This window comes from Microbacterium yannicii PS01, from assembly GCF_000304335.1.
GTDB classification, from domain to species: Bacteria; Actinomycetota; Actinomycetes; order Actinomycetales; family Microbacteriaceae; genus Microbacterium; species Microbacterium yannicii_A.
In genome coordinates this window covers 1-24101 of sequence record NZ_CAJF01000020.1, presented here as the reverse complement: position 1 = coordinate 24101, position 24101 = coordinate 1, and the positions used below count along the sequence as shown (strand labels likewise).

General features: G+C 67.5%; 21 protein-coding genes and 1 pseudogene. 6 read left to right on the top strand and 16 right to left on the bottom strand.

The window, feature by feature from the left end; translation table 11 throughout:
* Positions 1-145: 145 nt before the first annotated feature.
* On the bottom strand, positions 146-733 hold the full coding sequence (locus tag WYM_RS20120) for a TetR/AcrR family transcriptional regulator (RefSeq protein ID WP_019181104.1): 588 nt from the start codon (positions 731-733) through the stop codon (positions 146-148).
* A gap of 105 nt (positions 734-838) precedes the next feature.
* On the opposite strand from WYM_RS20120, the gene WYM_RS12085 reads away from it, so the two are divergent.
* Entirely contained in the window at positions 839-1771 is a 933-nt protein-coding gene (locus WYM_RS12085) for an NADP-dependent oxidoreductase (protein WP_019181103.1), read from the top strand.
* Between the two features lie 493 nt (positions 1772-2264).
* Here WYM_RS12085 and WYM_RS12080 read toward each other — a convergent pair whose 3' ends face one another.
* The 3 genes from WYM_RS12080 to WYM_RS12070 form a co-directional block, all read right to left on the bottom strand.
* The gene (locus WYM_RS12080) at positions 2265-3542 is read right to left on the bottom strand and encodes an ATP-binding protein (RefSeq protein ID WP_019181102.1); all 1278 of its coding nucleotides are present in this window, start codon (positions 3540-3542) and stop codon (positions 2265-2267) included.
* 95 nt (positions 3543-3637) lie between these two features.
* Positions 3638-4720: a transaldolase family protein gene (locus WYM_RS12075; RefSeq protein ID WP_019181101.1), complete on the bottom strand. Its 1083-nt coding sequence runs from the start codon at positions 4718-4720 to the stop codon at positions 3638-3640.
* A gap of 11 nt (positions 4721-4731) precedes the next feature.
* Entirely contained in the window at positions 4732-5148 is a 417-nt protein-coding gene (locus WYM_RS12070) for a tautomerase family protein (protein WP_019181100.1), read from the bottom strand.
* Positions 5149-5313: 165 nt separating this feature from the next.
* Between WYM_RS12070 and WYM_RS12065 the strand changes: the two genes are divergently transcribed.
* Positions 5314-6753 (top strand): sugar porter family MFS transporter, encoded by a 1440-nt coding sequence (locus WYM_RS12065; RefSeq protein ID WP_026059771.1) that lies wholly within the window; start codon positions 5314-5316, stop codon positions 6751-6753.
* 156 nt (positions 6754-6909) lie between these two features.
* On the opposite strand, the gene WYM_RS20115 is transcribed toward WYM_RS12065, so the two are convergent.
* From WYM_RS20115 to WYM_RS21130, 5 genes are all read right to left on the bottom strand, one after another.
* Positions 6910-7935, bottom strand: a complete 1026-nt coding sequence (locus WYM_RS20115; protein WP_019181098.1) for a sugar phosphate isomerase/epimerase family protein — start codon at positions 7933-7935, stop codon at positions 6910-6912.
* Positions 7936-8077: 142 nt separating this feature from the next.
* Complete coding sequence (locus tag WYM_RS12055; RefSeq protein ID WP_019181097.1) at positions 8078-8818, bottom strand: creatininase family protein; 741 nt, start codon at positions 8816-8818, stop codon at positions 8078-8080.
* Positions 8815-9789 (bottom strand): aldo/keto reductase, encoded by a 975-nt coding sequence (locus WYM_RS12050; protein ID WP_019181096.1) that lies wholly within the window; start codon positions 9787-9789, stop codon positions 8815-8817. The genes WYM_RS12055 and WYM_RS12050 overlap by 4 nt, the downstream gene beginning before the upstream one ends.
* Positions 9790-9813: 24 nt before the next feature.
* Positions 9814-10254, bottom strand: a complete 441-nt coding sequence (locus WYM_RS12045; RefSeq protein WP_019181095.1) for an HtaA domain-containing protein — start codon at positions 10252-10254, stop codon at positions 9814-9816.
* Positions 10251-13205, bottom strand: coding sequence for a cytochrome P450 (locus WYM_RS21130; RefSeq protein WP_192813747.1), 2955 nt, complete (start codon positions 13203-13205; stop codon positions 10251-10253). Before WYM_RS21130 ends, WYM_RS12045 begins: the two co-directional genes overlap by 4 nt.
* A gap of 209 nt (positions 13206-13414) precedes the next feature.
* Here WYM_RS21130 and WYM_RS21125 point away from each other — a divergent pair, with 209 nt between their 5' ends.
* The gene (locus WYM_RS21125; protein WP_019181093.1) at positions 13415-14158 is read left to right on the top strand and encodes a GntR family transcriptional regulator; all 744 of its coding nucleotides are present in this window, start codon (positions 13415-13417) and stop codon (positions 14156-14158) included.
* 28 nt (positions 14159-14186) lie between these two features.
* Here the strand turns inward: WYM_RS21125 and WYM_RS21970 are convergent.
* The 5 genes and pseudogenes from WYM_RS21970 to WYM_RS12015 all read right to left on the bottom strand — a co-directional run.
* Positions 14187-14384: pseudogene (locus tag WYM_RS21970) on the bottom strand (SDR family oxidoreductase); the annotation flags it as partial.
* A gap of 184 nt (positions 14385-14568) precedes the next feature.
* Positions 14569-15435 (bottom strand): sugar phosphate isomerase/epimerase family protein, encoded by an 867-nt coding sequence (locus WYM_RS12030; RefSeq protein WP_019181092.1) that lies wholly within the window; start codon positions 15433-15435, stop codon positions 14569-14571.
* A 26-nt stretch (positions 15436-15461) separates the two neighbouring features.
* Positions 15462-16478, bottom strand: a complete 1017-nt coding sequence (locus tag WYM_RS12025) for a Gfo/Idh/MocA family protein (RefSeq protein WP_019181091.1) — start codon at positions 16476-16478, stop codon at positions 15462-15464.
* 38 nt (positions 16479-16516) lie between these two features.
* A complete protein-coding gene (locus tag WYM_RS12020) occupies positions 16517-17467 on the bottom strand; it encodes a sugar phosphate isomerase/epimerase family protein (RefSeq protein ID WP_019181090.1) in 951 nt (316 codons plus the stop codon).
* Between the two features lie 360 nt (positions 17468-17827).
* The gene (locus tag WYM_RS12015; protein ID WP_083866220.1) at positions 17828-18319 is read right to left on the bottom strand and encodes a heme-degrading domain-containing protein; all 492 of its coding nucleotides are present in this window, start codon (positions 18317-18319) and stop codon (positions 17828-17830) included.
* Between the two features lie 94 nt (positions 18320-18413).
* Between WYM_RS12015 and WYM_RS12010 the strand changes: the two genes are divergently transcribed.
* Positions 18414-19442: a Gfo/Idh/MocA family protein gene (locus WYM_RS12010; RefSeq protein WP_019181088.1), complete on the top strand. Its 1029-nt coding sequence runs from the start codon at positions 18414-18416 to the stop codon at positions 19440-19442.
* Here the strand turns inward: WYM_RS12010 and WYM_RS12005 are convergent.
* Positions 19439-20449, bottom strand: coding sequence for a LacI family DNA-binding transcriptional regulator (locus WYM_RS12005; protein WP_019181087.1), 1011 nt, complete (start codon positions 20447-20449; stop codon positions 19439-19441). The two genes, WYM_RS12010 and WYM_RS12005, sit on opposite strands and share 4 nt — an antisense overlap.
* Positions 20450-20585: 136 nt before the next feature.
* On the opposite strand from WYM_RS12005, the gene WYM_RS12000 reads away from it, so the two are divergent.
* Entirely contained in the window at positions 20586-21776 is a 1191-nt protein-coding gene (locus WYM_RS12000) for a Gfo/Idh/MocA family protein (protein WP_272943144.1), read from the top strand.
* Between the two features lie 12 nt (positions 21777-21788).
* Positions 21789-22802: a sugar phosphate isomerase/epimerase family protein gene (locus WYM_RS11995; protein ID WP_019181085.1), complete on the top strand. Its 1014-nt coding sequence runs from the start codon at positions 21789-21791 to the stop codon at positions 22800-22802.
* A 71-nt stretch (positions 22803-22873) separates the two neighbouring features.
* Here WYM_RS11995 and WYM_RS20100 read toward each other — a convergent pair whose 3' ends face one another.
* Positions 22874-23923, bottom strand: a complete 1050-nt coding sequence (locus WYM_RS20100) for an ABC transporter permease (protein ID WP_019181084.1) — start codon at positions 23921-23923, stop codon at positions 22874-22876.
* Positions 23924-24101 lie beyond the last annotated feature (178 nt).

Sequence of the window (24101 nt, the reverse complement as noted above, 5' to 3'; positions counted from 1 at the left end):
CGGCCGCTGCGCATGTCGACTCGGGATGTCGGTCGTCAGAACGGTTCGATCACATCCGTCGACTACTTGGCGACGTCGTGGAGTTCGGCGCGGTCGTGCGAGGCAGGTCGTCAATTGGTGGAAGCCATCCGCTTATTGAACGCTGTCAGCTGCGTGAAGCGCGAAAGCCGTCGAGGATGAGCGCACAGAACCGCCTGGAGGCCTCCGCGCGTCCGGCGCCTGCGGATTGCACGATGCCCCTGTTGGCCAGCGTCATGACGAACAAGTCCGAGTGGTCGAAGTCTGCACGCACGACTCCCGCCTCTCGGACGCGTTCGGCCAGAAGGACGGTGGAGACGAACGCGCGCCGTTGCAGGGTGGCGAACACGGGCGACCCGGAGTCCGGGGCGATCAGGACCTCAGCGAACGCCGGATCCCGGGCCTGCTGGGTCAGGATGTATGTGACATAGCTCGCGAGGGCATCCCACGGTTCGGTCAGCGAGCGGTCTGCTGCGAGCCGGGCCTGGTGCGCGTAGGCCGCCATCTTCTCGTCGAACACCGCCTCCACGAGCGAAGCCCGGGTTGGGAAGCGGCGATACAAGGTCGCGATGCCCACGCGCGCCTCACGGGCGACCTCCTCGAGCGGAGCATCCAAGCCTCGTTCGGAGAATACGGCCGCTGCGGCACAGATGACGGCTAGGCGGTTGCGCTCGGCATCCGCCCGCAGCGTGGTGCTCGACGGGGAGGAGACCATGCGTCATTCTAGCGTCGATATGGAGGTTGCCCTCCATTAAGCCAGTAGGGTGTAAGTGGAGGTACGTCTCCACAACGTCGCTTTCCGAAAGATGGAGCAAAGAACATGCGCGCTGCAGCCCTGAGCGAATTCGGATCCGCACCCGAGGTGCAGGATGTCGAGATCCCCACCCCTGCCGCCGGTGAGGTCCTGGTCCGCGTGCGCGCGGCATCCGTCAACGGCTTCGATCTCGCCGTGGCCAACGGTTATTTGAACGGGATGATGGAGCACCGGTTCCCGGTCGTCCTGGGCAAAGACTTCGCGGGAACGGTCGAAGCCGTCGGCGCCGACGTCGGCGGGTACGCCGTCGGTGATCGAGTGTTCGGCGTGGTGACCAAGTCCTTCCTCGGCGACGGTTCGTTCGGCGAGTATGTGACGGTACCTTCTGCCATCGGGCTCGCCAGGATCCCCGACGGGCTCGACTTCACGGCCGCTGCCGGCCTGGGGCTTGCCGGCACGGCGGCTGTCGACACGATCGACTCCGCCGCCATCAAGAGCGGTGAGCTCGTCTTGGTGGCCGGTGCGACCGGCGGGGTGGGCAGCTATGTCGTGCAACTCGCGGCGAACGCGGGAGCCCGCGTGATCGCGACCGCTCATACGGCTGACGAGCATGAGCACGTCACCGCACTGGGCGCGGCCGAGATCGTCGACTACACCGAAGACGTCGCCGCGCAGGTGCGCGAGGCCCACCCCACTGGCGTCGATGTCGTGATCCACCTCGCCGGCGATGCGGGAGCACTGCTCCCAGCGGCCGCGGATGGAGGTCGATTCCTCTCGACCCTGATCGGGTCGCCGGACCAGCTGCCGACGGAGACGCTGACGGTCCTCCCGGTGATGGCGAACCCCACACCCCACACGCTGGAGCGACTTGCGGCGAACCAGCTGACCGGTGACAGCGTCGTGAGCGTCCAACGGGTCTATTCGCTCGATGATTTCAGTGACGCCTTCGCGGATTTCGCGAGCGGCACTCTAGGCAAGATCGTCATCTCCATCGACTGATCCACCGAATCGGAGGAGGGACGGGCATGGAGTTCGGGATCTACAGTTTCGGCGATACCTCCGTCGATCTCTCCACCGGAAGGCAGCGGAGGTGCGCACGCGTCTTCGGCAGACAATCGAGCAGATCGTGGTCGTCGATCAGGCGGGGCTGTCATTCTTCGGCGTCGCGAGGTGCCTCTTCGTTTGCGCCACCACCCCGCGCCACAGCCCCCTCGCCGTTGCCGGCTTCACCGTTGATGCGGCGGTAGCGATTTCGGAGGAAGCGGCGGAAGAACTCGTCCGATGGGCCGAAAAGTGCTCGGTACCTCGTCCTCACTTGACTCGCCGGCCGCCTCATCGAGCGGAAAGGTGAAGTCGTCGGTCACGCTGCCACTCCCGGTTCGTGAGCGGCGATTGACGCCTTGATACCTGCGGCACGACGGCCCGGTGTACTAAGGGGATGGTCTTCGAGGATCCGGTGTACGAGGGGATGGTCTGAAGCTCCTCGCCGCTCCTAGAGTCGTCCGACCGTCTCGATGTCGTCGAGGAAGTCGGCCGCGACCTGAGCCGACACCGTGGCACGCGTGGCGGCGATCGCGTCCGTGTAGTCGTGCATGAACGGCCCCTCGGGCTCACCGGCGCCGGAATCGACCGCATTCTCGAGGGCGGACTGCGAGGCCTTGCGCGCGGCGAATTCGATGTCGGCCGGCGTGAAACCCTCGGTCATCGCGACCAGCTCCGTCACGTCCACGCCCACAGCGGCCTCCGGGACATACCGACGCCAGATCGCGTCGCGCGCCTGCTGGTCGGGCAGGCCGATCGGGATGACGTAGTCGAAGCGGCCGTGGCGAAGGAACGCGGCATCCAGTGCTCTGATGAAATTGGTGGCGCAGATCAGCAGCCGACCCGGCTGCTCTCGGAAGGCCGGGATGATCTTGAGCAGCTCGTTCGTGACGCCCTGGGTCGGCGACGGCGGCTCTCCCTGCCTGTGCGAGGCGATCTCTTCCACCTCGTCGATGAAGACGACGGCGTGCTCGAGCTCAGCGATCGTCGCAAACGTCGCCCGGAGCGCGCCCGCGAGACCGCCTGGATGCGACGCGAGACGGGAGGGGAACACTTCGACGAACGACCACTCGAGTCGAGACGCGATCGCTTTGGCGAACGTGGTCTTGCCGGTTCCGGGCGGACCGAAGAGCACGATGGCTCGCGGCGGAACGACGCCGAACCGCTCTGCGAGCTCTGATTGCGCGAGAGGCAGTACGACGCGCCGCTCGAGAAGCTCCTTCTCGGCGTTCATCCCGCCGACCGCCTCCCACAGTCCGCGCGGCATCACCCGGCCGCCGAGCTGGGCGAGACGCTTGAGCTCCTCGCGCTGCACGGGGATGTGCCGTTCGAAATAGTGGAGATCCTGCTTCAGCTCGAACCCCTGGTGCAGGAACGCTCCCATCCGGGTCTCAGCGGCCGGCATGAGCGCGGACAGCTTCGAAATGCCTTGTGGGGCCATTCGTGCCTCGAGCGCGGCGAGGAGGGAAGATCCGATGCCGATGCCTCGAACGTGGGAAGCGGTAGCGAGGAACACGACCCAGCCCTGGGCGTGCGCCGCCCGGCCGATTGCGGCGCCGACGATCTGCTCTCCTAGGACCGCAACCACGGCGTGATCCTTCGCGCAGGAAGCGAGCACCTCGGACAGACTGTAGACCGGTTCGGACCCCTCTGCCGTTACCTGCTCCCACAGTCGAAGGATCCCGTCCACGTCGTCTGCGTGATAATCGCGGATGCGCCAGCCTGCCATGGCTCGGGTTCCTCTCAGTGCGGGGTCGGCGGATCGCCTCAGGCTATCGAGGCGAGAGGGACCGACATCCGCATGTCGGCGCCCCGGACCAACTGTCAGGCGGCGGGGACGAGGATGTCGCGGACCAGGGCGTCGAGCTGTGCGTCAGCGTCGAGGAACTGGCGCAGCGTGTTCCTCGCGGCTCCGAAGTCGGCGAACTCGTCGGGGCGCATGCCGTCAGCGAAGTATGCGCGACGAAACTCGCTGAGCGAGACGAGCTCATCGAGGATCAGGGGGGCGACGGGCTGACCGATGCGGTCCTCGGCGGGGATGTCATTTGCGTCGATCCGGTGCTGCCAGTCGAACGGCGGTGATACGACCAGATCGCCGCCGACGAGCTCAGACCACTGCAGATGATTCCGGAACGCCGCCGACAGGATGCGACTGCGATAGCCCCGCTCTACGAATACGGCGTGCGCTTTCTTCAGCGCCGCGACACCGGCCCAGTCCAATGCGCCGGGGGTCGTGAGGATGCGATTCTTCGAGGTCCACATCTTGAGCCAGTCGTCGAGGCGGCCGCCCATGATCGTGACCACATGCCCGAACTCCTTCTCCGGGAGACCGGCATCCCTGCGGCGGTTCAGAGCGCGTTCGAGCGCCTCACCGACGGCTACGGCCTGCGACACCGTGAAGCTCAGTGTCGCGTTGATGCTCACACCGCGGAATGCGGCCTCCTCCATGGCCGCGATGCCTTCGGCGGTCGCGGGGATCTTCACGATCATGTTCTCCGAGAGCTGCGAGAACTCAACGGCCTGAGCGACGAGCGCGTCGACGTTTCGGTGCAAGCGGGGGTCGGTCTGAATGGAGAGTCGGCCGTCACGGCCGCCGCTCGCGAGGAAAGCGGGCTCGAGCAGACGCGCGGCCTCGATCGACAGCTCCCTCACTGCCTGCCATCCGATCTCGGACTCTCCCCAGGTCGGGTGCTCGTCGGCGATGCCGCGCAGGCGCGGTGTCCATACGTCAGGGTGGTTGCGGATCGCGGTGAGCGCGATCACCGGGTTGCACGTGGCGCCCACCGCACCGAGCGCGATCGAGCGGCGCAGCTCATCGGGGTCGGCCGAGTCGTTCCACAGCACGGTCGGGTATTGCTCTGCGGCCTGCGCGAACGGGCGGGCCGGGGCATCCGGCACGATAATCATGTCGTGCCCCCTTACGCGCTCGCCGCGACCGACTTGACGGCCGGGACGGCGAGCTCGCCCGTCATGTACTGTGCGCGGCCGAAGCCGAACGACCAGTCCTGTGGACCGTTCTCGACGTAGCCGATGAAGACGTCCTCTCCCCCCACGCCGACCTCGGCCAGGCGGGTGGCGATCTCCGCGTAGAGCGCCTGCTTGGTCTCGTCGGTTCGGCCCCGCTGCGTGAAGATCTGGACGATGACGGGGTCGGTGCGGTCGAAGCCGAGACCCGCGTCCTCGGCGACGATCACGGTCCCAGGACAGGAGTTGATCACCTGGAAACGGTCCCGATCGGGAATTCCGTAGATCGCGACGATCGCGTTGTGGATGGCATTGGCGATCTCCGCCGAGTTGGTGCGAGCCTCGCTGAGGTCGATGCGAACGAGCGGCATAGTGTCTCCCAATTGCTTACTTTGTTCGGACATCTTTACATAGATGCATCGGATTACCAACAGGCTTCTCGACTTGCAATGGTCAGGCGGCCATGACAGTATGTTCTAACAATTGTCATCCAGTTTTCGCCGACCTAGGATCAACTCACGCAAAGGAGCGTCCCTGTGTCGCATACCAGCAGTTCCTCCACCGCCTCTCTTGGCGGGACCGCCCGCAAGGGCTTTTTGGTCAGATTGACCGTGATCTCCACGCTCGGAGGGCTCCTCTTCGGCTACGACACCGGAGTGATCTCCGGTGCCCTTCTCTACATGCGCGATGACCTCGCGATGACCACCACACAGGAGGCGTGGGTTGTCAGCTCCCTGCTGTTCCCAGGCGCCGCTTTCGGCGCGTTGCTGGGAGGCCGCATCGCCGACTGGCTCGGCCGAAAGAACAGCCTCCTCGTATGCGCCGTGATCTTCCTTGTCGGTGCTCTCAGCTGCGCCCTGGCCCCCAACGTCGAGCTCATGGTGGCTGCCCGCATCCTGCTGGGCTTCGGCGTCGGCGCCGCCGCGGTCGCGTGCCCGCTGTACCTCGCCGAGATGGCGCCGGCCGAGAAACGCGGTCGTATGGTGACGATCAACGAGCTCATGATCGTTACGGGCCAGATGCTTGCGTTCGCGATCAACGCACTCCTGGCGGTGACCATCGAGGACACGCACGTCTGGCGCATCATGCTCGGAGTCGCCGCGATTCCCGCCGTCGTGCTGCTCGTCGGAATGTTCCTGCTTCCGGAGTCGCCGCGTTGGTTCGGTGCCAGGGGCCGCGTCGAAGACGCACGCCAGGTACTCACCCTCAGCCGCTCACGGGAGCAGGTCGAGGTGGAGGTCGCCGACATTGTGGCGACCGCCAAGGCGGAGGGCGACAGTCGCAGGCATGCCTGGCACGCGCTTCGCGACAACCGATGGATGCGCCGGCTCCTGTACATCGGCTTCGGCCTGGCCTCGATCCAGCAGGCGACCGGCATCAACACGGTGAACTACTACGCTCCCAGCATCCTCACCCAGTCGGGCCTCGGCGACCAGGCTGCCCTGATCGCCACCATCGGCGTCGGCGTGACGAGCGTGGTCATGACGATCGTCGGCATCTGGCTGCTCGGGTTCGTCCCTCGCCGCGTCATGCTGATGATCGGATTCGGTGGCGTCGTCGGCTCTCAGCTGCTGCTGGCGTTCCTGTTCACACTTCCACAGTCCGACGCCACGAGCTACCTCATCCTCGCAGGAATGATGCTGTTCGTCGCCTTCGTCCAGGCCTTCATCGGCACGGGCGTCTGGCTCATGCTGAGCGAGATCTTCCCTCTGGCCATCCGCGGCCTCGCCATGGGCCTCGCCGTTTTCGTGCTGTGGACTGTCAACGCGTTCATCTCGTTCGTGTTCCCTCAGATCGTCGAAGGGATCGGGTCGACCTGGACCTTCCTGGTTTTCGCGGCCATCAACGCCGTGTCGCTCTTCTTCGTGTGGCGCGCCATCCCGGAGACGAAGGGACGCTCGCTCGAGAAGCTCGAGGACGACTTCCGCACCCAGGCCATCCGCACCGTCCCGCGTCGCGAGCGGCTCGGCGCCTGAAGCCCGTCGTTCCCTGCCGACGCCCGCCTCGCGCGGGCGTCGGCAGGGCATTCTGCGCTCTGCGGCCGGGCCTTTGAAGCAACGGCTACCGGTACAGAACGGGGATCGGCTGCTCGGGCACGCCGATCCGCATCCCCAGCAGCTGCGATTCTCCTGTCAGTACATATTGATATCGGATGGCGCACGGTCAACTCGATCCGCGCCTGCGCCCGCGGCGTGCAGCGTGCGCACCGCGTAGGGAATGGCCTCATCGACCTTCATCTGGACGTCCTCGTGCTCGATGGAGATGGCGTCGCCGTACCCCGCGTCCGCCAGCGCGCCGAGGAAGCTTCGCCACCAGCTCGCGTCGTGTCCGCGCCCCACGGCCGCGAAGCGCCAGGGTGCGTCCTCGGGAGGCAGGGTGACGGTGTACCCGCCGCCGAGTGGATACGGGTCGACGGCCGCGCGAGAGAATCGATCGTCGAGCACGCCGTGCAGGGCGACTGCCTCGGGGTCGATCAGTGTGTCCTTTGCCGCCGCGGCCCAGATGCGGCCACGCAGCCGCCCGATCGCGCGAAGGGGGTCGATTCCCTGCCAGAAGAAGTGGCTGGGGTCCAGATTCACGCCGAGGGCGGCCGAGCCGACGCGCTCGAGCAGCCGGAGCATGGTGTCGACGTTGTAGACGACGGTATGCGGGTGAGCCTCGACACAGATGCGGACACCTCGCTCCGCGGCACGCTCGGCCATCCGCCTCCAGAACGCGACAGCGACGTCCCACTGGTAGTCCCTGGCATCGAGAAGGCCGGTCTCCCAAGGCGCGACGTACCACCCGGTCCGAACCGCGCCCGGTCCAGAGCCCGGTGCGCCGGGCATGACGATGATGCGATCGACGCCCACCAGCGGCGCCAGCTCGATCGCTTCTTCGATGTCTCTCGAGTGCGCGTCGGCCACGGCGCGGTCAGGATGGAGCGGGTTGCCATTCACGTTCAGGGCCGACAGGAAGATTCCGCGTGCCCCGAACTCCTCGAGCCATGCCGCTCGGCGGCCGGCATCCGCGAGAAGCTCGCCCCTCGGGCAATGCGGCGTCGGGACGAAGCCGCCGGCGGCGACCTCAGCACGAGTGATCCCCCACCGCACCATGTCATCGAGCGCTCGCTCGAGAGGGCGATCGTGTAACGCGACCATGTACAGACCGACGTCCATAGAGACTCCTTTGACCCAATGTCCGGTCAATCTATCATCGGCTGTGGCAATCCGAGGCTTCGCGGCCACACGAATTCACAGAACTCGGTCCGCGGGCCGAGCGCAGACCTCGGCCCGCGGCCGACCCCGATCCGCCCGCACCTCACGCCTCGGGGAGCGCCACTCCCGCCTCGCCGGCCAACCACTCGCCGAAATGCGCAAGCAAGGCCGGTCCCGCGCCCAGGTCGGCCGCTCGCGGATCGGGTCCGAAGACGCCCCACAGCGGGTGGGTCCGTTCATGTCGGTGCAGGCCGTACGGGTCGTCGTTCGGATCATTGGCGGGTTGCGCTTCCACGTCGGGCAGCCTGTCCAGATGGATCAGCTCCGGAGCGCTGCCCGCAAGCAACGTCGTCTCGAACTCCCCCGCATGGTCGGGGGGCAGCGGCGCCGTGGGGCATCGGTTGACCGCCGTCGCCACGACGCGGATGCCGTCCTCGGAGCGGTTCCAGTCCGACTGGAGCGCGTCGATCAGGTCGAGCTGCTCGGGTGCGAAGTGCCCGCTGAATACCACCGCGGTGGCGACTCCGAAGTCCCGGAGCCTGCCGAGGCTGGCGCGCAGGTGCGTCGCGATGCCTGCGCCGTCGGCCATCATGATCGTCCACGGGTATTCCCCGTGTCCGCCACCGAAGCCTTGGTACACCGGCGGGAGGACGATGCCTCCGCCACGCTCGGCGGCCGCGATGCAGACGGTGTGGGCGGTGAGCGCATCCAGGCCGACCGGAAGATGCGGGCCGTGGAACTCCAGCGTGCCGAGCGGAATGTAGACAACGGATGCCTCGGCGAGACGTGCGTCAAGTTCCTCGGGACTGAGGAGTTCGGCACGCACCTGATCGACGACGCTCACTTGTAGTAGTTCCTGATCCAGCCGTGCTCCGCGAGCTGCGCGCGCAGCTCCTCGGGAAACGGCTCGCCGTTGGAGTAGCCCACGTTGCGAGTGATGTTGCGATCGCTGCTCATGCCGGCGATCACCGTCGACACCTCGCGCGAGGCCAGCACGTACTTGATCGCGGCCTCGGCCAGCGTCGGGTAGAACGGCGCGATGACTTTCTTGAGCGCCTCGACGCGGTCCAGCGTCTCCTGGAAGCGCTCGTCGCGGAACATCTCCTTCTGCTGCGAGCCCTCCTCCCAGCTGTCGTAGGTGTCCTTCGTCCACAGGCCCGAGAGCGACCCCGAGTCGAAGGCGACGCGGTCGATGATCGCGGTGTCGGTCTTCGCTACGGCGGGGAAGAGCTTCTCGACCGGGCGCTGCTCGAACAGGTTGAAGATCACCTGGATCGAGTCCACCAGGCCGAGCTCGGCGAGCTCCACGCCCTCGTCGGGGCGGTAATCGCGGATCGAGACGCCGATCTTGTCGATCTTGCCCTCGACGCGCAGCTCGTTCAGGGTTTCCATCCAGTCCAGCTCGTTGATGCCCGAGCGCAGCCAGCAGTGCAGCTGGAGCAGGTCGAGGCGCTCGACGCCAAGGCGCTTGAGCGACGCCTCGACGTTCTCGCGCAGGTACCACGCGGGGTAGCGGCCGCGCATCTGCGGCTCGTCATGGTTCGGGTCGGGCCACTGGATCGGGCGGGTCTTTGTCGCGACGTAGATCTTGTCGCCGTCCCAGCGGCGCAGCGACTCGCCGATGACCTCTTCGCTGTGCCCGAAGCCGTAGAACTCCGCGGTGTCGACGAAGTTGATGCCGTGCTCATAGGCGGTGAGCAGGGCATCCACCGAGGCCTCGTCATCGACGGCGCCCCATTGGCCGCCCAGCTGCCAGGCGCCGAACGAGATCTCGCTGACCTTCCATCCGGTGCGTCCGAAGTCGCGGTATTGCATGATGTGCCTTTCTCTGGTGTGCGCTCAGTGCGCAAGTCGGATGGTCAAGGGCGCCGCAGGGGTTCCCGCGGGATAGACCCCGCCGAGGGTGGCGGCGCCGTCGTCGGTCAGGGCGATCGTGCTGGCACGCAGCGCGTCGCCGTCGGTGGGCTCGAAATCCGACAGCTCGGCGAGCGTGAGGCGCCAGCCCGCGACGTCGGCGGAAAGGACTCCGAGCCCGCCGTTCCGCCTCACCTCGAGGTCTCGCAGCGTGACATCGAGCACCCCGGAATATCCGGAGAAACGTACAGCTCCGCTGAAGCGGTAGACGACCTCATCCGCACGGACGCCGGAGAACCGGAACACCCGGTCGTCGCGGACCGCACCGTCGAGGGTCTCGACCCGCCCGTCGGCCAGGCCTTCGACGTAGCTCAGGAAGCTGGAGCGCACGCCCCACTCCAGCTCAGCTGCGACTTCGGCGCTCATGCGGCGAACCTCACCGGGAGCTTCGCGAAACCGCGGATGAGCTGCTTCGAGAACCGCTCGGGCAGCCCAACGATGCGCACGGGCTGCCCCTGCACGAGCTCCTCCACGAGCACCCGCGCACAGAGGCGGAGGAACGGTGCCCCCATGCAGGCGTGCGGTCCCTCGCCGAAAGACATGATCCGGTTGGCCGGGGTGATCTCCCGCGCGAGGTCGAACACGTCGGGGTTGTCGTAGACCCGTTCGTCGCGGTTGGCCGATCCCTGCAGGAACGTAACGCGGGAGTTCGCCGGGATCACCGTGCCGGCGACCTCGACATCCTCCGTCGTCTGGCGTGACACGTTTTGGCCGGGGGTGTCATACCGCAAGCACTCTTCGATGAATGCCGGGATGAGCGCGGGGTTCTCGCGCAGAAACGGCTGCAGCGTCGGGAATCGGTCGAGGATCATGATGATCTGGCCCATGAACGACGCCGGCGCGTCGCTGGCGGCGGCCAGCACGAGGTGGGCGAGACCGACCTGCTCGGTCGAGCTGACCTTGCCGGCGTGCACGGCGAGCGTGATCTGGGTCATCGCATCGCTCGCGGAGGTGTTGACGCCCGCCTCGATCTCGGCTTTGCGGGCCGCGAAACGGTCGGCAATCATCGCCTCCGTCTCGACGACCGCGTCGACCGCGTCGTCGGGAACACCCGGCGCGCCCACGACGCGCACGAGCTCGCGCTCGATGTGATCGACGAAATCGGGCACGTCGCTCATCGGGCGGCCGAGCAGCATCACCGCCATCCCGACGCCGATCGGGAAGCCGACCTCAGCGGTGAAGTCCCCGCCACCCTTGTCCCAGAATGCAGCGAGGAGGTGGCGGATGTACTCGCGCATGCCGTCCTCCTTGGCGAGGATCTCGCGCACGGAGAACGTGCGGCGGATCGCGGCGCGCAGCGCGGTGTGCCGCGGCGCGTCCATCGTGACGAGGAAGCCCTCGCCGAAGGAATCATGCGTACCGTCGATGTCGTTACCGCGGGCGCTGGAGAAGCGCTTGGTGTCGGCGAGGCACGCACGGACGTCCGCGTAGCGGGAGACGAAGTAGACGCCGCGCTCCTCGTTGTAGTACACCGGGGCTTCGTCGCGCAGACGCTTGAAGAGGTCGTAAGGGTAGTCGTAGTCGGCGTACGAGAATGGGTCGTAGTGCAGGGTCAGGTCCCTCGGGACCAGACTGCTGTCGGCCTGGACCGCGGTGGTGATCCCCGCGATCCTCGTGGTGTCGACATCGGAGGCCGTGACCGAGGGCTCGTGCAGGGCGTTGGCGCTGGCATCCGTCGTCGCCTGCGCAGCCGCCCTGCCCACGACGTCCGATGCCAGGACCTCGTCGGCGACCACCACTCGCGCCCACTCGAGCACGCGGTCGTTGGGAAGTGTGCCGTCGACGGCGTCGTGGCGCCCGTAGTCGGCCACCCGCGTGGCGCCCAGCGCGGCCAGGCGCGCGTCGATGTGCTCACTCCCGCGGCTGTAGAACTCGTACGAGCTGTCGCCGAGACCGAACATCGCGTAGCGGATGTCAGTGAGGTCGGGCTGCTCCGCGTCGAGGAGTGCGGCGAAGGGCTTGGCGCTCGAGGGCATCGCGCCCTCGCCGTGCGTCGAGCAGATGACCAACGTCAGGTTCCCGGGCCGGAGGTCCGCCGCGGTCGCGTCGGTCATGTCGATCGCACGGATCTTCAGGTCGTCTGAGAACTCCTCGACGAGGACGTCGGCGATGGTCTCGGCGTTTCCCGACTCGGTGCCGTAGAGCACCACGATCTCGCCCGGGCCGGCGGCATCCTCCTCCTCGACCGGCGATGCCCCGGCGGCGGCCTCGGGGTCGAGGTCGGCGATGATGCGAGCGGCGACCGCGCGCGCATCCGCACGATTGGCGGGGATCGTCCCGACAGGGCCGCGACGGACCCATCCGACGCAGTACAGGTTCTCGCCGAGCACACCCGCGTCGATGTCGGTCGTGTCGGACTCGAGCGTGCTGCGCAGGAGCACGTCGGTCGGGATCTCACGGAAACCGACGGCGGTGCACACGGAGTCGGCCTCGATCGCGAGGAGCTTCCCCGTGCCTGCGGAGTCGCGGAAGACCGCGAGCTCGACGTCGGCGTCCCCTTCAAGGTGATCGGGTGTCCAGCCGAAGCTGAAGTGCACCTCGCGGCGTGCCTCAGCCGGTGAGGCGTCGACGATCTCGAGGACCGCAGCGGCCGGCGGCGAGTCGGCGGCGGTCGAGCGATCGGCGTCGGTGGTGAAGCGTACATCGGCGAGGCGACCCAGCTCGCGGACCATCGCGACGTCGAACTTCGCCTGGTCCGCCCCGGAACGGCCGACGACATCGATCCGCTCGACCGTGCCGACGGCCTTGATCGCGTCGTCGGGCACGCCGACCTCGCGCAGCCGCTCGGGGCTGCTGAGGAAGAGGCGGACGAGATCCGCCGCAACGTTGCCGTTGCCGACGATGACGGTACGCCGGCCGATCCGGATGACGTCGGAGCGACGGCCCGGGTGCGCGTTGATCATGCGGGTGACTTCGCCTGAGCCGTAGACGCGGCCCCGGGTGGCGGCCCCGTTCGCGTCGTGGAAGCCATCGATGGTGCGATCGGCCCAGAGCCCCGTTGCGAGGACCACGGCGTCGTACTCCGCCCGGAGCGCTTCGATCGAGATGTCGGTCCCGACCTCGACGCCTCCCAGGAAGCGGACGCCGTCCTGCTCGAAGAGCCTGTCGAACTGCTTCGCGATGCCCTTGGTGCCGAGGTGGTCGGGCGCGACGCCGTAGCGGATGAGACCGAACGGGGTGTCGAGCCGGTCGTAGATCGCGATATCCGAGTCGGCCCACGTCCTGCGCAGGAACTGCGCCATGTAACAGCCGGACGGGCCGCTCCCGACGATGGCGATCCGCGGCTGCGCTGCCTGCGACGACCGTGTGTTGTCCACGCGTACCACGCTCCCTTGCTCTGATGCGTCGACGGCAAATGTAATGTCATTCCGATGCATCGGTGAGGGGTGCCGAGCAAACGGGTTCGACCTCACTTCCAACCGAGACAGGTCACCTCTCAACTTGTCTGGTCCGAGCTACAGGTGCGGGTCGTCATCGACCGGCAGGCGGTGGAGGCGTGGGCGCATGAAGAAGGGACAATGGAGCCATGCAGCCGTTCGCCGTGGAACACGACTCACCGCTGACCGCGTGGGGACAGGTGCATCGCGACATTCGTCACCGCATCGACATCGGCGAGTTCGAGCCCGGCGCCCGCATCCCCTCCGAGGCTGAGCTGGTCGCTCGTTACGGAGTCAGCCGAGTCACGGTGCGCCGCGCCATCGAGGCTCTCGGATCCGACGGCTACGTCCACAGCCGCCGCGGCTCGGGCACGTTCGTGAACTCCCGCGAGGACCTCATCCGCTGCGAGGTCGACCTGCTGCGTCCGTGGCGCGAGCAGCTGCTCGCGAGCGGCAATGTCGCGCGGTCGCGACTGCTGGAGTACGAGCGGCACACCACCGTGCCCGAGGACCTGCGCCGGCTGGTCGAGAACGACCGTCCCATCGGAATGAGCTTCGGCCTGCACCTGCAGGAGGTGAACGGCATCGCGATCGCCATCACGGAGTCGTGGGTTTCGGCGGGCATGGGATCAGTGGCCTCGGAGATGCCGCGCGGCGCCATCGTGACGGCGTCCAGCAGCGTGAGCGTGATCTTCGCGCACGCACGGCAGGCGCAGCAGCTCGGCGCGTACCACGACGTGCCGCTCCTCGAGATCGTGACGGCGAGCCGCCTCCGCGAGACGGGCGAGCTCGTCGAGCTCGCCCGCACAGCGTGGGTGGCCAGCCGCGTGCGCTTCACCTACCGGCGCAGCCTCACGGTCGGCCAGATCGACATGTCCGAGCTTCTCTCCTAGCGGGGCACACCACGACGAACCGTGAGGATCAGGAGAGTGGGCGAGGCGTGCCGCTGGACGCTGTCGTGCCGCCGTCGACGGGCAGCACGACACCGGTGATGTAGCCGGCATCCGGACTCGCGAGGAACAGCGCCGCGCGAGCGATGTCGTTCGGGTCGGCCGGTCGGTCGAGGGCGATGCGGTCGAGGAGCGCAGCGCGGAACGCCGGGTCTCGAGGCGCTCCTGCGTCTGCCGCGTGGCGGTGAAGGCCGGTGCGATCGCGTTGACGCGCACCCCGTCGCGGCCAAGATCGAGCGCCATCGACCGGTCACCAGGACGACGGTGCCCTCGTATGGATAGCGTGCCCACGCGACCATTCGTGCTTCTCTTCGTTGCCCGCGCCGATCACGGTCGTGGCGGCGCCAGGGCGCTCAGCCGATGAGCTCGCGCAGCTTCTGCAGCTGGAAGCGCGACACCTCGTCGGCGACCTCGTCCTCGGCGAAGACGTTCGAGACGATGAGCGCGTCGGGACGGTCGAGGTAGCCCGTCTCGCGTAGCGTGGTGAACAGCTCGGCCCAGTCCACGTCGCCATCGCCGATCCTGAGGTGCTGGTGCACGCGTGCCGCGTTGCCCGGCGGGTTCGAGATGTAGCGCAGCCCGTGAGACCGGTGGTGGTCGAAGGTGTCGGCGGTGTAGACCGCCCCGAGTCGGTCGCCGAGCTCGGGGATGAGCGTTGTGGCGCGGTCGCCGTAGTGGAACGTGTGCGACGCGACGTAGACGAATCCGACTGCCTTCGAGTTGAGGCCGCGCAGCACGCGCCAGGCTTCGAGCCCGTCCTCGACGAAGTCATCGGGGTGCGGGTCGATGTTGATGCGCAGCCCCTCCGCCTCGATGATCGGCAGCAGCTCCGCCATCGAACGGTAGAGCGCGTCCTCGGAATCCTCGGAAAGCTCGGGACGGCCCGAGAACTCCGTGTTGATCATGGGGATCTCGAGCTCTACCGCGAGCTCGATGACGCGCCGGAAGTTGCGGACGGCGGCAACCCGCTGAGGCTCGTCGGGCGACGAGATCCGCTGCACCGGCAGGATCGCCGGGATGCCGACCCCGGCATCGGCGGCGGCTTTCTTGAAGCGCGCAACGACCTCATCGTCGGCCTTCGGATACCGGAAAAACGGCGAGAAGTCGAGGTGCGGCGTCAGCTGGAGATGCTCGTAACCGAGGCGAGCGGCGACCTCGGGGAACTGGAACAGCGAGAAGTCGTGGTGGTACGGGGTGGGGTCGAGCGCGATGCGGACCATAGTGTCTCCTGGGACGTGGCGAAGGGTCAGGCGTAGAAGTCGGGGCGCGCGGGGGCTTCGACCGGGACGACGCCGCCCTGGTTCAGCGCCTTGACGCCGGCCTCGCACGCCAGCGCGACACGATAGCCGTCCCACGAGTTGGGGCCGTCGACGAGGGCGCCCGAGCGGACTGCGTTCACCCAGCGCTGGATCTGCTCATCGTAGGCGCGGGCGAATCGCGTGACGAAGCTGGTGTGGTCCGCGATCGAGAACCGACCGTCGCCCCAGGTCTGCAGGCCCGACGGCTGGCCGATACGGGCGAGGCCACTCTCGAACACGGCCTCGGTGGCGACCTGGTACCCGAACTGCACGCTTACGTTCATCTCGACGTCGACGAGCACGCCGTTCTCAAGCTTCATGAGCACGAGGATCGGCTCCTGCAGCTGCGCCGGCGACAGCGAGTTGCGGCGCGGGAACTTCACCTCGACCGAAGCGACCGGCGAACCCGCCAACCACGGCACGACGTCGAACTCATGCACGACGGAGTCGTTGATGAGCATCTCCTGCGTGTACGTGTCGGGCACCGAAGGGTTGCGGTGCGCGCAGCGCAGCAGCATCAGCTCGCCGGCGTCCTTCGAGGCGACCAACTCGCGCAGCTGCTGGTACTCCGCGTCGAAGCGGCGCATGAATCCCACCTGGATGTGGGGGCGGTCGAGCTGCTGCTCGAGCTCGAGGATCTCCCACGACGACGCCGAGTCCGGCGTGAGCGGCTTCTCGCAGAGGATGGGGAGCTTCGCTTCAAGTGCGGGCACGAGCACCGGCTCGTGGAACCGGCCGGGGGTCGCGATCAGCACGGCGTCCACGACGCCCGCCTCGATCGCGGCCTCGATCCGCCCAAAGGTCTGGGCGCCCGGGGCGTCTTCGGCCGCCGCCGCGGCACGGCCCGCGTCGGGCTCGACGATCGCGGAGACGACGGCTCCCGCGATGCGGTTCGTGATGCGGGTGATGTGGTCGGCGCCCATGAGGCCGGCGCCGACAACACCGACGCGAAGGTCGTTGCTCATGTTCTGTGTCTCCAGTGGACGTGTTGTGAGGCGAGGGTTCAGTGAATGCGCGCGAAGTGCGTGCAGCTGAAGATGTGCTCACGCGTGCGCTGGGCGATGGGCAACGGTGCGTCGACGGCGCAGCCGTACATGTCCTGCTCCACGATCGCGAAGATGTCGTGGTCGATAGCAGCGACCGCCTCGATGATGGGGGCCAGATCGGGCACGCCGCCGGGCGGCTCGATCATGATGCCCTGGCTGACGGCATCCGCGAACGGCACGTCGTTCTTCAGCACGTCGAAGAGCAGAGACGTGTCTACCTGCTTGAGGTGCAGGTAGCCGATCCGCTCCGGACGGTCCTCCACGAGCTTCACGTTGTCACCGCCGTAGTACGCGAAGTGGCCGGTATCGAGGCAGAGATTGGTGTAGCGGGGGTCGGTCTCGTCGAGGAAGCGAAGCACCTCGCGCGTGGTGCCGACGTGGCTGTCCGCGTGCGAGTGAAACTGCTGTTTGACGCCGAATTCCTCGAGGAGCGCCTCGCCGAGGCGATCATGCCCGGCCGCGAGCTTCGTCCACTGCTCGTCGGTCAGTGTGCGAGACTCGAGCACCTCACTGGTGGCGTCGCTGCGCCACAGATCCGGGATCACGACAAGGTGTTCGGCTCCCAGCTTCGAGGCGAGACCCGCGACCGCGAGAGCCTGGTCCCACGCGCGTTGCCACTGGTCGTCACCTTTGTGAAAGCCGGTGAAGACCGTGCCGGCCGAGAGCTTCAGACCGCGTGAGCCGAGCTCGTCCTCCAGCTGATGCGGGTCTGTGGGCAGGTAGCCGTACGGGCCGAGTTCGATCCACGAGTAACCGGCGGTGGCCGCCTCGTCGAGGAACCGCTGCCACGGGACCTGCTTCGGATCGTTGGGGAACCACACTCCCCACGAATCGGGTGCGGTGCCGATGCGCAGACCTGCGCCCTTGTTCACCACGATGTCAGCGTCGACCGGAATGCTGTCGGTCATCTTCGTCCTTTAATCTTCCGTTCGTGGAAGCGGCGTTCGTGCCGCTGTGAAGGCTGGCGTGCGTCGGTCGCGGAGCTCACGGCGGGGTCGGCACCCGTACGCCTGGGCGGGCAGGAGATCGGTGCCGATGTAGAGACCGGCGGTCAGCGCGAGACGGGGGCTCCGTCTCGTTCTTCGAGTTCATTGTGGAGCTTCGTCGCTGGCACCGGCCCGCCGAGAGCGACGTGACGGCTTCGAGTTTAGGTGGACGTTTCCTTCATGTCAATATGTTCTTACAACCACGCGCCGCCGAACCCGCCGGAGTCATGCGAGCAATCCCCTGCTCCAGTCGGTCGCCCACCGCAGGGCCACCCGCCAGGATCACGTGTTCGCGGCGTGGGCGCGCAGCGCCTCGACGACGAGGTCGTGGTCCTTGTGCATCTCCAGTCCGCTGACGCCGATTCCGCCGACCAACGTGCCTTGCACGCGCAGCGGAAATGCCCCGCCCGCGGCGACGTGGGTACGCCGGTCCAAGAGCGAATCCCGCGCGAAGTCCTCGCCACGCTCAAGAAACTCGTAGCGCACCCGGAGCGTGGACGCGGCGTAGTGTTCCACCACCCGGAGCTTGCGCTCGAGCCACGCGTCGTTGACGGCGGCTACTCCCGACGTCGCGGCATGGAAGACCCGCTGTGTGCCGAGGATGATGGAGATCGTCACCGCGTGCCCGTCGTCGACTGCCGTCTGGCGCAGGCGACTGCCCACCGACCAAGCGTCGTCCACGCTGAAGCGGGCGAAGTCCAGCTCCGCCTCTTCCGACAGCAGTGTCGCGACACGTCGATTGATGTCCGGATGTTCGGATGTAATGCTCATCATGCCTGGATGGTACACACCGCCCTCACCCAACCGATATGGTGAGGCTGTTGTCTTTACATGCGAACATCACCGGATGACCGCCCAGAGGAGGGCCATGACCGTTCGACTGGGTCTCATCGGATATGGCGTCGGAGGCCGCCTTTTCCACTCCCCCTACCTCGCAGCGTCCGAGCGCATCGAACTCGTGGGAATCGTCGCCCGGGCACCCGAACGCATCGAAGCAGCGCGCGCCGATCACCCTGATGTCGCGATCCACGCTTCTCTCACCGAGCTCATAGACGCGGGCGTCGACGCGGTGGTCATCTCGACTCCGCCGCACACCCGGCGCGAGCTCGTCCTTGAGGCGGTGGCGCGCGGCGTCCATGTGCTCGCCGACAAACCCTTCGCGCCGTCTGCAGCCGCCGCTCAAGATCTCGTGGACGCGGCCGCCGAAGCGGGCGTCGTGCTCAACGTGTTCCACAATCGCCGATTCGACACCGACATCGTCACGGCTCGCGGCGTCATTGCGTCGGGCGAGCTCGGCACCATCACCCGTCTCGACCTGCGCTGCGATCAGGACGATGTGGCGACGCTCGAAGCCGGCCCCGAGGGCGGCCTGCTCCGCGATCTCGGCAGTCACGTCGTCGATCAGGCGCTCTCCCTGCTCGGCCCCGCCATCCTCGTCTCCGCCCAGATGGACTGGCGTGAGCTGCCTGAAGGCATAACCGACACCGGATACGTGATCACCGTCGAGCACGAGAGCGGGGCGCATTCCCACATCTCCTCGAGCAAGATCAACCGTCTGGTCTCCCGCGAACTCCGCCTCCACGGCGAGCGCGGGTCCTACGTGTCGGACTACTCCGACGTGCAGTTCGAAGCGGTCCTGTCAGGCGCAAGGCCTGCCGCTGACCGCGCCGCGTGGGGTTACGAGTCAGAGGACCGCTGGGGGACACTGGCGACGGATGCCGGGATCCGGCGCGTCCCGTCGCTCCAGGGTGACTACACCGCGCTCTACGAGGGATTCGCCGACGCGATCGAGAACGGCGGCGAGGGACCGGTGCCCGCTCGGCAGGGCGTCGCGGTGCTCGCCGTGCTCGACGCGGCGCGCATCAGCGCCCAGGAGCACCGCGCCGTCACCGTCTAGTCGCGCGGGACGACCGCACTCGGTGCGAGAGCGGTCGTCCCGCGCCGAATGAGGGTGGGCTCCAGCATCACCCGCGCTCCCACGAGCGCGGTGCCGGCGATTCGGGCGGCGAGCCTGCGGCCGGCTTCGCGACCCACCGCGAAGCTGTTGCCGTCGATCGTAGTGAGATCGATGAGGCGGGTCTGCGCGAGGTACGTGTTGTCGTATCCGATGATCGACAGCTGTGCGGGCACGTCGAGCGCGAGTCGGCGCGCGGCGCCGAGCGCCCCGATACCCATCAGGTCGTTGGCTGCGAACAGCGCCGTGGTCTTCCGGTCGGATTCGAGCACGCGCAGCGCTCCGTCGAAGCCGGCATCCTCCGTCGCCGGGCCGCCATAGTCGGTCACTGTCACCGCAGCGCCGGCCGCACGCGCCGCGGCGACGAAGCCCTCCGCGCGGGCGACCGCTGCCCCGCCACCGGCCGACAGCACGGCGATGCGTCGATGGCCGAGCGACAGCACGTGCTCGGCCGCCAGTCGCGCACCCGAACGATCATCGTTGGCCACCGCATCCACGCCGGGAGGGATGTTCGCACGGGTGCCGGCGACCACGATGGGCGGAGCCGCAGCGCCGACGAGGACCGGGGTGAGGTCCCGGGCGACGACGATCCCGTCGGCACGCATCGACAGAAGCGCCTCGACCGGATCCTCGAGCATCGACCCGGAGGCGCTGTCGACGACCGTGACACGGAAACCATCGGGGCCGAGAACATGGTTCAGCCCACGCAGCAGCTCGACGAACCAGGGGTTGGCATAGTCGTCGACGAGCACTCCGACCAGTCGCGTGCGGCCTGCGGCGAGCTCGGCTGCTGCGCGGCTCGGTCGATAGCCGAGGTCGGCGATGGCCTGCTCGATCGCGGCGCGCGACTCCGCCCCCACTCGGTCGGAGCCCTGCAGCACGAGCGAGACGAGCGACTTGGACACGCCGGCCGCAGTCGCGACGTCGTAGATCGTCGGGCGCTTGCTCATCGAAGGCAACTTCCTCTTGCGAAGCGATTGACAGGACATACTTACACGATCTATCGTTCTCGTTGGAGCGCTCCACCGCGCTCTCACCGCACCGACGCTGTGAGACGCGTCGGACGTTCCTTTCCCAGGAGGATTGTTGTCCCAGTCAAGCATCGGCGTGGCCGTGATCGGCGCCGGCATGGCCGGCAAAGCCCACGCCGCCGCCTATCGCAACGCGCCGTCCCTTTACGAAAGCATCCTTCCCGAGGTGCGCCTCGTGTCCATCGCGGACGCATATGCGCCGGCCGGCGAAGCTGCCGCGGCACGGTTCGGCTACACGCGCTCCGACACGTCGTGGCAGGCGATCGCCGCAGCAGACGATATCGACGTTGTGAGCGTCGTCGTCGCGAACCACCTGCACCGCGAGATCGTGGAAGGCCTCCTGGATGCCGGCAAGCACGTCCTGTGCGAGAAGCCGCTCTCGGACACCCTCGAGGACGCCCGCGCGATGGCGGCGGCCGCCGAGCGCGCGTCTACCATCGCCCGTATCGGGCTCACCTTCCGCCGCGCTCCCGGGATCGCCTACATCCGCGAACTCGTCGACTCCGGCCGTCTCGGAAAGGTGCTGCACGTCAGCATCCGCTACTGGACGGACTACGCGGCCGACCCCGGCACCGCCATCAGCTGGCGATTCAAGGGGGCATCGGGTTCCGGGGCACTCGCCGACGTCGGCAGCCACGCGAGCTATCTCGCGGAGTTCCTCGCCGGCGACGCCGTCGAGGTCGGCGGCGGCCGCTTCAGCACCGCGATCTCGCAGCGGCCCAAGCCGCTGGGCGCGGTCAGCGGACACGGCCACAGCGCCGTCTCCGACGAGTACGACACGGTCGAGAACGACGACTACGCCGCGTTCTCGCTGCGGTTCGCCGGCGGCGCCGCCGGCACGATCGAGGTCTCGCGCGTCGCGGCCGGCCACCCCAACGATCTGCAGATCGAGGTCTTCGGCGAGCTGGGCGGAGCGAAGTTCGACCAGTCGCGGCCTTCGGAGATCGAGCTGTACCTCGCCGAGGACTCGGCCGCGGAGCGCGGCTACCGGCGCGTGCTGCTCGGCAGCCCCCACCCGTACATCGCCGGCGGGATGCCGATCGATGTCTCGGGGGTTGGCTTCGGCCAGAACGAGGGCTTCCTCTTCCAGGCTCGCGCCTTCCTCGAAGAAGTCGCCGGGCTCGACGAATCCGTCTCCCTCCCCCGCAACGCCGACTTCGGCGAAGGCGTCCACAACATGGAACTCCTGGCAGCCGTCGCCGAGTCCGAGCGACTCAGCGGTGCGACAGTCCGCCTCGACAAGTAAGGAACACAGGAAATGCGACTCGGACTCTACAACGCGATCCTCCACGACCGCCCGCTCCCCGAGGCCATCAAGGTCGTCGCTGACCTGGGGCTCACGGGGTTGGAGATCAACACCGGCGGGTTCCTGCCGGCTGTGCACGTCCCCACCTTCGACGACATCCTCGTCAGCGACACCGCCCGCGACGATTTCCTCGGCCTGTTCGAGGGTACCGGGGTGGGCATCGCAGGGCTCAACTGCAACGGCAACCCGCTGCACCCGAACCCCGTCATCGGCGACAAGCACGCGGAGGACGTCCGCCGCGCGATCCGCCTGGCTGAGCGCCTCGGCCAGCACCGCGTCGTGACCATGTCCGGATTGCCCGGCGGCGAGCCCGGCGCGACACGCACCAACTGGGTCGTCAACGCATGGAACTCGGCCGCGCTCGACGTGCTCGACTACCAGTGGGGCATCGCGGCAGACTTCTGGCGCGAGACCGACCGCCTGGCTCGTGACCACGACGTGAAGGTCGCCCTCGAGCTGCACCCTCAGAACATCGTGTTCAACTCGGCGGACGTGCATAAGCTCATCGAGCTCACCGGCGCGACGAACGTGGGTGTAGAGCTCGACGCGTCGCACCTGTTCTGGCAGCAGATGGATCCGGTGACCGTGATCCGCCACCTGGGCCCACTCGTCTTCCACGCGGCGGCGAAGGATGTCCGCGTCAACCCGGAGGTGGCTGCCCTCAACGGCGTGCTGGACAACAGCTTCCGCCGGCTGTCGCCGGACGAGGCCCGGACCAACCTCGGCGGGGACGAGTGGGCCAACGAGTGGCCGAAGCAGTCATCGTGGGACTTCGTCGCGCTCGGCAAGGGCCACGACGTGGCGTACTGGACCGAGTTCCTGCGCGCGCTCCACGAGGTGGACCCGGAGATGATGGTCAACATCGAGCACGAGGACGTCGAGCTCGGCCGCCTGGAGGGCATCGCGGTGGCCGCCGAGGTCCTCAAGGCGGCCGACGCCGCACTCGAAGAGTCGCTCGTCGCCTGACATCTGCCCGCAACAGAACTGCCGGTGCCGATCCTGACGGATCGGCACCGGCAGTTCTTTCGTGTCGTGGGCTAGGTCGTGCGGGAGCGGGATCTGCGGGGCAGCCCGGCGAAGAGTCCGCGCACCTGCGTGCTGCCGATCAACAGCGCACCCAGGATGATCGCACCGTACGTCGCGTCGATCCAGAACGACGGCACCGCCGACAGGACGAGAATGTTCTGGATCATGCCCAGCAGCAACACGCCCGTCGCAGCGCCGATGATCGTCCCCTTGCCGCCGTCGAGGCTGATGCCTCCGATGACGGCCGCGGCGAACACCGTGAAGATGATGTTGTTGCCCTGGCTGGACGTCACGGCCGCGATGCGGGCCGAGAGCATGAGGCCCGCGAAGGCCGCCGCCACGCCGCTGAACACGAACAGCCCGATCGTCAGCCGCAGCGTGTCGATGCCGGCCGCCCGCGCGGCCTCCTTGTTGCCGCCCATGGCGTAGATGCGACGGCCGGTGGGCGCGAACTTCATGAAGACGGCGGCCAGCGCCACGACCAGCACGAGGATGATCACGTCGACGGGAATCCCGAGGACCTTCGCGAACCCGAGCTCGGCCACCGGGCCCGGCAGATCGGTGAATGTCTGTCCTCCGGAGATTCCGAGCGTGAAGCCCTGCAGCAGGATCAGCATCGCCAGAGTGACTATGAACGCGTTCATCCCGAGGCGGCCCACGAGGAGGCCGTTGACAAGGCCGACCACCGCGCCGAGGATCAGCGCGCTGAGAATGGCGAGCCACGGGTTCGTCACGATCCCCACGCCGCCGTCCGTGGTGTACAACCACACCATGAACATCGGCGCCAGACCGATCGTCGACTGGGCAGACAGGTCGAAGTACCCCCCGATCAGCACGATGCTCTGCGCCACGACGGCCACCCCGAGGACCGCGGAGACGCTGAGGATGTTGGAGATGATGTTGTTCGCGGTCGCGAAGTTTGGCACGAAGATGGCGCCGAAGATGAAGACGAGCACGATGACGGGGATGAGCGCGAGATCGCGCAGGATGCTGCGGACACGACCGACCGGCGGGGCCGGCCGGGTCACCGCGACGTTCTTGGTGAGGGCGGAACGGGACATCAGGACTCCTGTGAGAATGAGGACGCGGGATCCCCGGACGGCGGGACGAGTTCGCCCTGCACGGCGGCGGCGAGCTGGTGCTCGGTCCAGGGCGCGGCCAGTTCGCCGATGAGCCGCCCCTTGTAGAGGACGAGGACGCGGCTGCAGGGTTGGAACTCGGACTCGTCCGTGGACACGA

Bases quoted from the DNA above. Each gene is read 5' to 3' on its own strand.
- WYM_RS20120 (WP_019181104.1), bottom strand. From the start codon at position 733: ATGGTCTCCTCCCCGTCGAGCACCACGCTGCGGGCGGATGCCGAGCGC.
- WYM_RS12085 (WP_019181103.1), top strand. From the start codon at position 839: ATGCGCGCTGCAGCCCTGAGCGAATTCGGATCCGCACCCGAGGTGCAG.
- WYM_RS12080 (WP_019181102.1), bottom strand. From the start codon at position 3,542: ATGGCAGGCTGGCGCATCCGCGATTATCACGCAGACGACGTGGACGGG.
- WYM_RS12075 (WP_019181101.1), bottom strand. From the start codon at position 4,720: ATGATTATCGTGCCGGATGCCCCGGCCCGCCCGTTCGCGCAGGCCGCA.
- WYM_RS12070 (WP_019181100.1), bottom strand. From the start codon at position 5,148: ATGCCGCTCGTTCGCATCGACCTCAGCGAGGCTCGCACCAACTCGGCG.
- WYM_RS20115 (WP_019181098.1), bottom strand. From the start codon at position 7,935: ATGGACGTCGGTCTGTACATGGTCGCGTTACACGATCGCCCTCTCGAG.
- WYM_RS12050 (WP_019181096.1), bottom strand. From the start codon at position 9,789: ATGCAATACCGCGACTTCGGACGCACCGGATGGAAGGTCAGCGAGATC.
- WYM_RS12045 (WP_019181095.1), bottom strand. From the start codon at position 10,254: ATGAGCGCCGAAGTCGCAGCTGAGCTGGAGTGGGGCGTGCGCTCCAGC.
- WYM_RS21125 (WP_019181093.1), top strand. From the start codon at position 13,415: ATGCAGCCGTTCGCCGTGGAACACGACTCACCGCTGACCGCGTGGGGA.
- WYM_RS12030 (WP_019181092.1), bottom strand. From the start codon at position 15,435: ATGGTCCGCATCGCGCTCGACCCCACCCCGTACCACCACGACTTCTCG.
- WYM_RS12025 (WP_019181091.1), bottom strand. From the start codon at position 16,478: ATGAGCAACGACCTTCGCGTCGGTGTTGTCGGCGCCGGCCTCATGGGC.
- WYM_RS12020 (WP_019181090.1), bottom strand. From the start codon at position 17,467: ATGACCGACAGCATTCCGGTCGACGCTGACATCGTGGTGAACAAGGGC.
- WYM_RS12015 (WP_083866220.1), bottom strand. From the start codon at position 18,319: ATGATGAGCATTACATCCGAACATCCGGACATCAATCGACGTGTCGCG.
- WYM_RS12010 (WP_019181088.1), top strand. From the start codon at position 18,414: ATGACCGTTCGACTGGGTCTCATCGGATATGGCGTCGGAGGCCGCCTT.
- WYM_RS12005 (WP_019181087.1), bottom strand. From the start codon at position 20,449: ATGAGCAAGCGCCCGACGATCTACGACGTCGCGACTGCGGCCGGCGTG.
- WYM_RS11995 (WP_019181085.1), top strand. From the start codon at position 21,789: ATGCGACTCGGACTCTACAACGCGATCCTCCACGACCGCCCGCTCCCC.
- WYM_RS20100 (WP_019181084.1), bottom strand. From the start codon at position 23,923: ATGTCCCGTTCCGCCCTCACCAAGAACGTCGCGGTGACCCGGCCGGCC.